Source organism: Verrucosispora sp. WMMD1129 (assembly GCF_029581255.1).
Taxonomy (GTDB): Bacteria; Actinomycetota; Actinomycetes; order Mycobacteriales; family Micromonosporaceae; genus Micromonospora; species Micromonospora sediminimaris.
In genome coordinates this window covers 524,953-536,294 of the sequence record NZ_CP120741.1, presented here as the reverse complement: position 1 = coordinate 536,294, position 11,342 = coordinate 524,953, and the positions used below count along the sequence as shown (strand labels likewise).

Sequence of the window (11,342 nt, the reverse complement as noted above, 5' to 3'; positions counted from 1 at the left end):
GAACCCGACACCGGCCAGCGGCAGATGCTGCTCGACCCCGGCATGGACCTGACCCTGCGGCCCATGCGCTACCCGCAGTTCTTCGACAGGTTCAAGGACGCCATCAAGAACACCTGGACCGTCGAGGAGGTCGACCTGCACTCCGACCTCACGGACCTGGCCAAGCTGTCCCCGGCGGAGCAGCACCTGGTGTCCCGGCTTGTCGCGTTCTTCGCCACCGGCGACACCATCGTGGCCAACAACCTCGTGCTCAACCTCTACCAGCACGTCAACTCGCCGGAGGGACGGCTCTACCTGTCCCGGCAGCTGTTCGAGGAGGCGGTGCACGTCCAGTTCTACCTGAACCTCCTGGACACCTACGTGCCGGACGAGCGGGAACGGTTCGCGGCGTTCGCGGCGGTGGAGAACATCCCGTCGATCGCCCGCAAGGCCGAGTTCTGCTTCAAATGGATCGACTCCATCTTCGAGCTGCGGGAGCTGAAGACCCGTGCGGACCGGCGGTCGTTCCTGCTGAACCTGATCTGCTTCGCCGCCTGCATCGAGGGACTGTTCTTCTACGGCGCCTTCGCCTACGTGTACTTCCTGCGGTCCCGGGGCCTGCTGCACGGCCTGGCCTCGGGCACCAACTGGGTGTTCCGGGACGAGTCGATGCACATGGCCTTCGCCTTCGACGTGGTCGACACCGTACGCGCCGAGGAGCCGGACCTCTTCGACGCCGAGATGGAGCAGCAGGTCCGGGACATGCTGGCCGAGGCCGTCGAGTGCGAGGTGCAGTTCGCCGCCGACCTGCTCGAACAGGGCGTGTCCGGGCTGTCCCTGGCCGACATGCGCGAATATCTCCAGCACGTCGCCGACCGGCGGCTGGCACAGTTGGAGATCGAACCGCTGTACGGGTCGAAGAATCCGTTCGCCTTCATGGAGTTGCAGGACGTGCAGGAGCTGTCCAACTTCTTCGAACGGCGAGTGTCGGCCTATCAGGTCGGAGTCACCGGCACTGTCGCCTTCGACGACGACTTCTGACGGCGGTCACATCCGCTGACCGGGTCCGGCTCGGCGCTGATCGTGTCGATCATCGCCGGGCCGCCCCGGCCCGCAGGTCGTCTCAGACCCGGCCGGCGACCAGGTACTGCATGCGATGCTCGTGGTTCGGTGCGACACCGAAACGCCGGTCCAGCTCGAAGATCGACGTCAGCGGGGTGGCGGTGACCCCGGTGAGCCCGGCCCGTTCGAGCACGGCCACGGTCTGGTCGATGGAGGTCGCGGCCGCTAACGGCAGCGCCGCGCGCACCTTGTCGTCGTAGTGGTCGGCGAAGTTCTCCGAGGCGTTGTCCAGGCCGTCGGGGAACCAGGTGCTGTCGACCACGGCGACGGTGCCGCCGGGACGCAGCAGGCGGGCCCAGTTCGCCACCGCGGTCTCCGGCTCCCGCAGCGTCCACATCAGGTAGCGGCTGACGACAGCGTCGAAGCTGGCGGGCGGGAAGTCCGGCTGCACGGCGTCGCCGTGCCGGATGACCGGACCGTCCGGCACCGTCGTGGCGTGCCGGCGGGCCTGGGCCAGCATGCCCTCGGCGAGGTCGATCCCGGTGACCCGGTGGCCGAGTCCGGCCAGCACCATGGCGACCTGACCGCTGCCGGTGCCGACGTCGAGCACGTCCAACGGCGCCGGGGGCAGCGCCTGGGCCCAGACCTGCGACCAGGCCCGGGTGTCGGCGGCCAGCCGGTCGGGCCGCTGCTGGTACTCGTCGTAGCCGGGCGCCCGGCCGGTCCAGTACGCGTTGATGCGTTCCTGTTCGCTCGTGACGGCACGCTCACTCATGCCGGCACTCCGCTTCGCTCGCTCATGCGGCGGTCCTTTCGACGGCGGGCTGGTCGGTCGGGTGATACAGCAGGTGGATGGTGCCGTCGAGGTCGAGGCGCTGAATGCCGATGCCGTAGACGGATTCGAGGGCGGCGGGGTCGAGGACCTCCTCGGTGCTGCCGGCGGCGGCGACCCCACCGTGGCCGAGCAGCACCAGGTCGTCGCAGTAGCGGGCGGCGAGGTTCAGGTCGTGCAGCACGACGACGGCACAGGTGCCGAGGTCGCGTACCAGCCGCAGGATCTCGTGCTGGTAGCGGATGTCGAGATGGTTGGTCGGCTCATCGAGCAGCAGGTGGGTGGCCTGCTGGGCCAGCGCCCGGGCGATGAGCACCCGCTGGCGTTCACCGCCGGAGAGGCCGGCGAACGCCCGTGACCCCAGGTGAGCGGCACCGACCCGGCGTAGGCACTCCGCCGCGATCTCGTGATCCGCCGGCCCGGTGCGTTGAAAGGTGTTCAGGTGCGGTCCACGGCCCAGCAGCACCAGCTCGGCCACGGTGAGGGCGGTCTCGCCGCCGGTCTCCTGCACCACCACGGCCAGCCGGCGTGCCGCCTCCCGCGACGGCAGCGTGGCTAGGTCGTCACCGTCCACGGCGACCCGTCCGGTGCCGCTGCGCAGCGCGCCGTAGAGCAGCCGCAGCAGCGTGGTCTTGCCACTGCCGTTGGGGCCGATCAGCCCGAGCACCCGGCCGGGTCGCGCGGTCACGCTTACCCCGTCGATCACCGGGTTGGCGCCGTAGCGCCAGGAAACCCTGGTCGCCCGGATCACGAGTCGCCTCCGAACCGCTGCACGATCCGCTCCAGGCCGTCGATCGACAGCGGGGTCGGCGGTTCGGTGAAGTTGAACAGCTGGGTCATCACGTTGCCGTCACGGACCGCGTTGAGCTTCTCGGCCCCGGGAAGACCGGTCAGGCCCTGCTCGACCGCAGCGGGATCGCCGTCGCTGTAGAGCAGGATCAGCACGTCGGGGTTACGGCCGAGCAGTTCCTCGACGGTGACCTCGAAGACCCGTTCCGGCGTGTCACCGAAGACGTTGCGGAAGCCGGCCGCCGCCAGCTGGGGGTGGGCCATGCTGGCGGCGCCGTACGCGTACGTGGTGCCGCCGCCGACCGTCGGATACAGCACGGCGGCGGTACGACCGGACGCCGCGCCCGCCCCGGCCTGGACCGCCGTCATCCGGTCCTTGAGCGCGCCTACCGCCGTGGCCGCCTGCGTCTCGCGGCCGAACACCCGACCGTAGGTCTCCAGCTGCCGGTAGATGTCGTCGAAGCTGGGGGTGGCGGTGTTGTCCGGGCACATGGCCGGCTCCTCCAGCAGCGGGATGTCCACGGCTGAGAGGGTGTCGCGGGACAGGTTGTCGACCTCCCCGAGCACGAGGTCGGGCTCCTGGCTGATCACCACTTCCTTGGAGATCTGGAGGTGCCCGCTGGTGTCGGTCTTGTCGGTCAGCAGGGGGATGCGGTCCAGTTCGGCGAGGGTCTCGGCGACGTAGTACTCGCGGGGGTACTGCCCGGCGCGGGCGGTGACCCGGTCCATCACGCCCAGGGCGTGCAGGTACGGCACGGCCGCACTCTTGAGCAGCACGACCCGCTCCGGCGCGGCGTCGAAGGTCACCTCCACGCCGCAGTTGGTGACGGTGACCGGGTACCCCGGGCCAGCCGTCGTCGGCTCGTCGGCGGCGGAACCGCCGCAGCCGGCGACCAGCAGCGCGAGAACGGACGTGGCCGCGGTGACGGTGAGACGGTTTGCCTTCATCGGTGCTCCTCGGCTCATGGGGCGCTCAGGCGCCGGTGACGTGCAGACGACGGATCAGGACCAGCAGGAAGGGGGCGCCGAGCAGGGCGGTGATGATGCCGATCGGGATCTCCTGGGGGGCCAGCAGCACCCGGGCCAGCACATCCGCCCAGACCAGCAGGATGGCGCCGAGCAACGCGGCGACCGGCACCACGCGGACGTGTGGCGCGCCGACGATGCGGCGGGCCAGGTGCGGCACGACGAGGCCGACGAAGCCGATGCTGCCGGCGGCGGAGACCAGCACGCCGACACTGAGCGACACCAGCACGAGCAACCGCAGGCGGAACCGGTCGGGTGACACGCCAAGGGTCTGAGCGGTCTCGTCGCCGATGGCCAGCACGTCGAGCCGTCGTCCGACGATGGTCAGGTAGCCGATCATGCCGCAGAGCACGACCGCAGCGACCAGCAGCAGGGCGTTCCACCGCGCCAGCCCGAGGGAGCCGAGCAGCCAGAACATCACCGAGCGGGCCCCCTCGGCGGACCCCGAGGCGAAGATCAGGAAGCTGGTGGTGGCGTAGAGGGCGTAGCCGACGGCGACGCCGGACAGCAGCAGCCGGATCGAGGTCACCCGTCCGCCGCTGCGGGCGATCAGGAACACCAGCAGCGACGCGCCGAGCGCGCCGAGGAAGGCGCTGCTGGACAGGGCGTACTGCCCGAAGCCGGCGCCCGCGCCGAACAGAATCGCGGCGGCGGCCCCGCTGGAAGCGCCGGAGTTGATTCCCAGCAGGTACGGGTCGGCCAGCACGTTGCGCACCATGGCCTGCAACGCCACCCCGCAGGCGGCCAGCCCGGCACCGACAAGCATGCCGAGCAGCACCCGGGGCAGCCGAACCTGCCAGACGATGGCCTCCTGCGGCGGCGTCCAGCTCACCTCGCCGGGCAGGCCGACGAGGTTGTGCCCGATGATCCGCGCCACCGTCGCCGGCGGGATGCCGATCGCGCCGGACCCGACCGCGGCCACCCCGGTGAGAATCAGCCCGACCGTCAGCGCGACCAGCCAGATCCCGGTACGGCGGCGCTGCGCCGCGAGACCGAGCAGGTCCGGCCGGCTCTCGGGCTGGGCGGTGGTGATCACCGCACCTCCATCTGCACTCACTTTGCTCTTGCAAAATCTTGGCAAAAGCTACCAGCAAGATCAGAACGGCGGTAACGGATGAGTCGTGGTTCACCACGTGGCCGCCGGCTCGTGCACCGAGGTCTACGGGGCGGAATCCCCGCCTTGGCCGATGATCGGCACCGCCGGTCGCCCCGAAACGGCCGGGACGTCGTCGTCGGGCGTCGTGTAGCACAACGAGCGGAGCTGATCAAGAGTGGCCGTGCTGATGACGCCGGCCCGGAGGGCCGTGGCGAGGATGCGGTACGCCCGTGTCTGCCGTGTGACCGCCTGCCAGAAGACCACCGCGGCAAAGGGGAGGCCGAGAAGGAAGAACACATTGACGGTGAACGCGCCGACCAGCGAGAAGGCCAGCGCCGGAAGCCACAGGTTCCACCGCAGGTCGACCTCGGCCTGGGCCCGGTCGTACTCGTTGAAGACGACCTCGTTGCTGACCAGCAGTTGCACCCCGAGCGGCCGCGCGTCGTGCGTCTCCCGGATGACCGCGTCGGCAAGCCTCGTGACGTCGGGCATCGGCCAGCCTCGACCGTGCGCCACCACCGAAATGTTGGCAAGCTCGGTGCCCAGGACGCTCGCCCATCCGCGACCGCTGCTGGGCAGGTGGCGCTGGGCCAGCTTCATCGCTCGGCCGGACTGCGCGTCGAGCGACAGCGTTGAGCCGACAAGGTATGCCACGAAGCTGAGCGTGACAAGCAGCGTCGGCACGCCGAGGGCGCCACCGACGATCCACATGTCCCGCCACAGGCCCGTCTCCGGCTGCACGAGTGGAATGCTGTCGCGAAACGCTAGCCACACAGTCGCCAGGCAGAGGTAGCCCGCCGCGAGCGACGACCGGATCTCCCGGAAGCCCGGAACGAGAGCCGTCAGCATGCCGCCTCCGCACCATCCGCCGCCAGATCCACGCTGTCAGCGTCGAGCACGGCCATCGGCATGGCAAGTGGCCGCTCGACGGCGGTGGCGCCGAGGGTCGTCATGCCGGAGGGCGGATCACAGTGATCAACGACCCCAGCTGTGGGCGACGGCGAGTGGGTCTCCTACCCGGAAGTCGGGCGGATCGTGCATGAGGAAGTCGCGGTGGCTGATGTTCCACGCGTAGGCGCCGGCCATTCCGAACACGAGGAGGTCCCCGACGGCGATCGGGCCGCTCTCGGCGTCGCGGGCCAGCACGTCCTTGGGCGTGCAGAGCTGGCCGACGACGGTGACCAGCCCGCCGTCGGTGCGTGGCCCGGCACCGTCGCGGGACACCACGACGAAGGGTTGGGAGTGGCCCTTGGCCGCCGGAGTCCGCAGGTGGTGGGTGCCGCCAGCGACGATTACGAACCACTGACCCCGGGACCGCTTCACGTCGATCACCTCGGTCACGTACGACCCGCAGTAGACCGCCACGGCCCGGCCGGGCTCGATCCGGAGCCGGACCGTCGGGTGGGCGTCGCACACCTCGCCGAGCAGCCGACCGTAGCTCGGCCAGTCGAAGCGGTGCTCCGGGCGGCGGTAGTCGACGGCCATGCCGCCGCCGACGTTCACCTCCTCGGCGCGTACCTGCCGCACCGCCCAGTCGGTCACCTCGCGCGCCACCGCGGCGGCGGTCGGCGCGTCGAGCCCGCTGGCCAGGTGGGCGTGCACGCCACGGACCCGGACCCCGTGCGGTGGGTCGACGGCGAGCCGGACCGCCTCCGGTGGGTCCAGGCCGAACGGGCTCGCCTGTCCGCCCATCACCAGGACCGCGCCCGGGGTCGCGACCGGCAGGTTCACCCGCAGCAGCACATCGACGGTACGCCCGACGGCCCGCGCCAGGGCGGCCAGCCGGTGCAGTTCGGCGGCGGACTCGACGTGTATCCGGTGCACGTCGGCGGCCAGCGCTGCCGAGAGATCCGCGTCGGTCTTGCCCGGCCCGGCGAAGGCGGCCACCCGCCGCCCGGGCAGCACGCCCGCGAGGTGCCGCAGTTCGCCCCGGCTGGCCGCCTCGAAACCGTCGACCGTGGCGGCCAAAGTACGCAGCATCCCCGGGTCGGGATTGGCCTTGACCGCGTAGAGCAGCTCGACCCGCTCCGGCAGGGCCGCCCGGACGGCAGCCGCGTGCGTGGCCAGGGCGGCGAGATCGTAGACGTACGTCGGTCGGGTCATTCGGCACCGCCGAGCGGGTTGGGCACCTCGACGTAGGGTGCCTGCTGGTCGGCGGCCCGGTGCCAGCGGACCAACAGGTTCGCCTTCGCAGCGAGCGGAGCGCCGTGCAGCAGCGGGGTCAGCTCGGCCGGCTCACCCAGCTGTGCGTACGCCGCCTCGACGGCTCGCCGGACCGTCTGCCACAGCCGAGGCTCGGTGCCGGGGTGGCCGTCGGCGAGCGCACCGGCGAGACCGGCGAGATTGTTGACGAACAGGCAGTAGACGACGCGCCGGGCCGCCTGTGCGGGGGTGTAGGCGGCCTGCCGGGGCACCCGCTCGGGCCAGGCCGACAACCGTCCGAGGTCCAGCTTCAATCCTTCGAGGTCACGCAGGATCAGGCGGGCCGGGCGGCCGTCCGGATCCAGGACCACCAGCACGTTCTGCAGGTGTGCCTCGTGGACCACGCCGTGGCCGAGCCACAGGCGCAGCACCGTGGGCACCAGCAGCTCGACGTAGGCCCGCCACCAGTCGATCGGGTCCGGCACGGTCAGCGGCGCGCTGGCCAGCGCCGCCGCCAACACCACCCGTTCGCCCGGCCGCAGATGCTCGCGTACCCCGGTCCGCAGGATGGTGCCGTACGCCTCGTCCGCCCCCGGCAGGTCGACCGTCCGGTAGCCGGGCTCCCGCAGCAACCCGACCCGTGCGGGAAGCGGCACACCGGACAGGAACCGGGTCAACGCCACCGCCCCGGTCAACTCGTAGCGGGCGTTCTTGCGCAGGCAGTTGGTGATGCGCACGTGCAGGCTGGTCTTGAGGAACAGGTCGACCGAGGGGGCGTAGAGCGTACGGACGCTCGCGGTCGGGCGGACCGGTACGCCGGCCGGGCCGAGCCGACGCAACCTCGGATCGGTAGGTGGCATCAGGTCCAACTGCCACGGGTGCACCGGCAGCAGGTGGTGACCGGGCGGTGCGTCCGGCGGATCCAGCGGCGCGATCAGGTCGTCCACCGGCCCGTCGCCCGCCACCAGGTCGGCGGGCACGGCGAGCCAGTCGAGCCGGAAGCTGCTGCGCAGCTCCGGGGCGTAGCGACGCCAGCTCGCCGGATCACCACTGCGCCACTTCGGACTGGGGTGATGCGGGTGGCCGTGTACCAGGCACTGTTCGGAGTCGACATAGTCGTCGACCACCGGGTCGCCGGTGGGGGTGGGGTCGTTGGACGGGCGCTGCCGCAACAGGGTGGCCAACGCGTCCCGGCTGCCGAGCACCTGCTCGACGAATTCGTCGTTAACCAGCCCGGTGCGGGCGCGCAGCTCGGCGGCGAGCAGCCGGGCGAGCTGTGCGCCGTCGACCGGCCCGTCGGCGTCCGTCGAGCCGTCGCCCAGCGTGTCGGCGGCCGGCGGATCCGGAACCGCCGGGTGGCGGCGGGCGACCGGTGCCGCCGCAGGCCGGCAGCGGACCGGACCGACGTAGCGGTGCGCCAGCACGGGGGAGACCCGGGCCAGTCGGCAGGAGAGCGTCAGCCCCAGGTGTGGCAACCGGATCCGAAGCTGCCCGCCCACGTTCTCGGCCGCACCGTCGGGCGCGGCCACCTCCCGCAGGTAGCAGGAGAGCAGGGTGTGCGTGGCGGCCAGGTCGGCGGCGCGTTCCGCCGGCCCGGCGGTGGCCTCGGCGGTCTGCGGCGTCACGAGGCGTTCCGCAGGTAGTTGGGTCCGGTGCGGTGGTAGAACTTGTTCACGTCGGTGCAGCCGATCCGCTGCTTGGGCAGCAGTGTGCCGGCGGTCAGCATCGCCTTGACCGGCAACCGGTCGGCGGTCAGGACGCGGTCGACCAGCTCTCGGGCGGCGGGTGTGTCGCCCCACCGGTCGCGGGCGGCGCGCAGCCGGGGCGCGAGGGCCTCGGCCGGGGAGGGCACGGCGACCCCCTGATCCGCCAGGGCCAGCAGGGGGGCCGTCGCCGCCAGGTGAAGTGTGATCGTGACGAACATGTCGGCCAGCTCCCCGGGATGGCGGATCCACATCCGCTGATCGCGCAGTCGGACCGTGCCCGCGTGCCGGGGGTCCAGCCGGGCGCCGTCGTTGTCCTTGTACAACAGCCGGATCGGACCGTCGGACGGTAGGACCAGATGGATGTTCTGCGGATGTGCTTCCAACGCCACTCCGTACCGTAACCACAGGCACACGTGCCAGTCGAGCAGGAGATCCAGATAGGACCCGAGGAGCCGGGTCGGGTCGGCGCCGCCGATTCGCTGGGCGACCGTGCCGGCGGTGGGATCCGTCGCGGCGAGCGCGGCCACCGGCACCACGGTCGCCCGCTCCAGCCCGGCGGGTAGCCGACGCAACAGAAAGGACCGCAGCTCGTCGTCGTCGCAGTGACCGAAGACGCTCTCGTCAGCGTGCGTGATCCGGTCGGCGAAGCGCGGCTGCTCCGCGGCGATGCGGTCGAGCAGCGCGGCCACCGCCGCGCCGTCGGAGAGCGCGTCAGGCGCGAGGGTACGGCGGTTGCGGGCACCCAGACTCGCGGTCGGCAGCGGCAGTTTCAGGTGGGTCGTCGGATAGCGGTCCAGGGCGACGGTCCGCATCGACAGGGTGGGTCGCACGGTGATCTCCGGTACGTCGAGTACCGGTAGGGCCGACCGGTCGGCGGTCAGCGGGTGCACCGGCAGCAGCACCTCCCCGGCCTGGCGCGGCGTCGGCCACCAGGCGGGCAGCCGCCCGTTCAGCCGCAGGGTCCGGGCCGGTACGGGCAGCCAACGCAGGGCGAAGGTGGGGGCGTGCTCGGGTGCGTACCGGAGCAGTTCGGCCTCGTCCAGGCCGTGCCGGCACCGGTCGGTGGGGTAGACGGCGTGGCCGGCGTGGGCGGCGAGCACGTCGTCGAGGAGCGCGCCGCCGAAGCCGGTGGGCGGGTCGACCCGGTCGGCGGCGATCCGGGCGTACGTCTCCGACCGGGTGGTCTCGGCCAGCCGGCGGGCGAGCAGGTCCTGCCGGCATTCGTCGGTGAAGGCGCGCCACCCCTGCTCGGCCTCGACGTCGTCGTGCGGCGCGAGCAGCTCCAGCAGCCCCGCAAGCGTGTCCACCCGGTGTGGCGCCCGGCCGGGCGGGTGCACGTGCAGTTCGGCGCGGGCGAGGCGGACGGCGTGTTGGAAGCCGTCGGGTCGAACAGGAAGGCGTAACCGGCCGGCGCGGTGCGCTGCCTGCCACCAGCCGGGGCCGTCGGGGCCGCCGCCGCTGCTCAGGCCGAGATGGTCCTCGCGCAGCAGGGCGTCCAGCACCCGGCGGAACAGCTGCTGCTCCACCGGATCGGTCACGTGTCGATCACCCAGTCCAGTCCGGCGCGGAACTCGACGAGCGCGCGGCGCACCACGGCCGGATCCGACCCGATGGCGTGCAGGACGGCCAGGTAGTCGCGGTTGGTGCCGGTGTGCTCAGCGGTGGTCCCGATCGGCCGCAGCGGGCGGCAGCCGAGCCGGATCCCGTCGCGTACCGCGTCGATCGGACCGGGGGCGGCGACGAGGGTGCCGCCGCGCTCGGCGCAGACGTACTCCACCCGGGCGGTCTGGTTGATCGCGGTCGGGTCGGGCAGACCGAGGTCGGCGACGGATTCGCCGAGGTGCAGCCGGATGACGTACTCGAACAGCGGCACGTCGAGCAGCTCGGCCAGGATGAGATCCATCCGGTCACCGATCAACCGGTCGTTGACCTCGATGAGCCGAGGTCGCTCCCGGTGCATGACGAACTCGGTGTGGCAGGGGCCGAACCGTACGCCGAGCGCGTCCAGCTGAGCGCGTAGCCGCTCGGCCGTCGCCGGAGTCGCGGGTGCCCATTCCAGGCACAGCTCGGTGAAGGTGGGCGGCGGGCCGAGCGTGGTACGCCAGCCACCGAGCACGGCCAGCGTCCCGGCGTCTCCGAGCGTGTCGTGGGTGCGCACCTCACCCGGCAGGTACTCCTCCACCACCAGTGCCGCGTCCGGTCGGCGACCGCGGATCTCGGTCACCCGCCGGGCCAACTCGTCCGCGTCGGTGACCAGGTAGGCGTCCTCACTGGCGACGCCGTCACGCGGCTTGACCACAGCGGGGAAGACGTCGAACGTCGGTGGCTGCCCCGGAGTGAGGCGCTGGGCGTGGACCACGTCGAGACCGGCGTCGGCGACGGCCTGCCGGGTGGCGGCCTTGTCCTTGCAGCGTCGCGCCGACTCGGGATCCTTACCGGGCAGGCCGAGACGACGGGCGGCGAGCGCCGTCGCGGCCTGTAGGTGATCGCTGTTGGAGAAGAGTCCCACCGCGGCTGGCCCGTTCCGGACCACGTCGATGACGGCCTGCGGGTCCCGCACCGGGCAGCCCCGCGTCGGCACCGCCGTGGGCCAGTCGTCGGGCCGGTCGGTCAACACGGTGACCGGCACGCCGAGCGTGTCGGCGGCCGGCAGCAGGCCGTCCAGCACGGAGTCGGTCGGGTTGAGGGCGGTCAGGTACAGCATCACGAG

General features: G+C 71.7%; 10 protein-coding genes. 1 reads left to right on the top strand and 9 read right to left on the bottom strand.

Annotated features, from left to right (window positions below):
* The first annotated feature begins 24 nt into the window (after positions 1–24).
* Complete coding sequence (locus tag O7624_RS02450) at positions 25–1,020, top strand: ribonucleotide-diphosphate reductase subunit beta (RefSeq protein WP_282240522.1); 996 nt, start codon at positions 25–27, stop codon at positions 1,018–1,020.
* Positions 1,021–1,102: 82 nt separating this feature from the next.
* On the opposite strand, the gene O7624_RS02445 is transcribed toward O7624_RS02450, so the two are convergent.
* From O7624_RS02445 to O7624_RS02405, 9 genes are all read right to left on the bottom strand, one after another.
* Complete coding sequence (locus O7624_RS02445) at positions 1,103–1,816, bottom strand: class I SAM-dependent methyltransferase (RefSeq protein WP_282238735.1); 714 nt, start codon at positions 1,814–1,816, stop codon at positions 1,103–1,105.
* A 22-nt stretch (positions 1,817–1,838) separates the two neighbouring features.
* Positions 1,839–2,624 carry an ABC transporter ATP-binding protein gene (locus O7624_RS02440; protein WP_282238734.1) on the bottom strand — a complete coding sequence of 262 codons (786 nt, stop codon included), beginning with the start codon at positions 2,622–2,624 and terminating at the stop codon, positions 1,839–1,841.
* Positions 2,621–3,610: an ABC transporter substrate-binding protein gene (locus O7624_RS02435; RefSeq protein WP_282238733.1), complete on the bottom strand. Its 990-nt coding sequence runs from the start codon at positions 3,608–3,610 to the stop codon at positions 2,621–2,623. Before O7624_RS02435 ends, O7624_RS02440 begins: the two co-directional genes overlap by 4 nt.
* Positions 3,611–3,635: 25 nt before the next feature.
* Positions 3,636–4,724, bottom strand: a complete 1,089-nt coding sequence (locus O7624_RS02430) for an iron ABC transporter permease (protein WP_282238732.1) — start codon at positions 4,722–4,724, stop codon at positions 3,636–3,638.
* Positions 4,725–4,847: 123 nt separating this feature from the next.
* Positions 4,848–5,633, bottom strand: coding sequence for a hypothetical protein (locus O7624_RS02425; protein WP_282238731.1), 786 nt, complete (start codon positions 5,631–5,633; stop codon positions 4,848–4,850).
* Between the two features lie 126 nt (positions 5,634–5,759).
* Positions 5,760–6,887: an alanine racemase gene (locus O7624_RS02420; protein ID WP_282238730.1), complete on the bottom strand. Its 1,128-nt coding sequence runs from the start codon at positions 6,885–6,887 to the stop codon at positions 5,760–5,762.
* Positions 6,884–8,551, bottom strand: a complete 1,668-nt coding sequence (locus O7624_RS02415; RefSeq protein WP_282238729.1) for an IucA/IucC family protein — start codon at positions 8,549–8,551, stop codon at positions 6,884–6,886. The genes O7624_RS02420 and O7624_RS02415 overlap by 4 nt, the downstream gene beginning before the upstream one ends.
* Positions 8,548–10,170, bottom strand: coding sequence for an IucA/IucC family siderophore biosynthesis protein (locus tag O7624_RS02410; RefSeq protein WP_282238728.1), 1,623 nt, complete (start codon positions 10,168–10,170; stop codon positions 8,548–8,550). The genes O7624_RS02415 and O7624_RS02410 overlap by 4 nt, the downstream gene beginning before the upstream one ends.
* Positions 10,167–11,336, bottom strand: a complete 1,170-nt coding sequence (locus O7624_RS02405) for a siderophore biosynthesis protein (protein ID WP_282240521.1) — start codon at positions 11,334–11,336, stop codon at positions 10,167–10,169. Before O7624_RS02405 ends, O7624_RS02410 begins: the two co-directional genes overlap by 4 nt.
* Between the last annotated feature and the right edge of the window lie 6 nt (positions 11,337–11,342).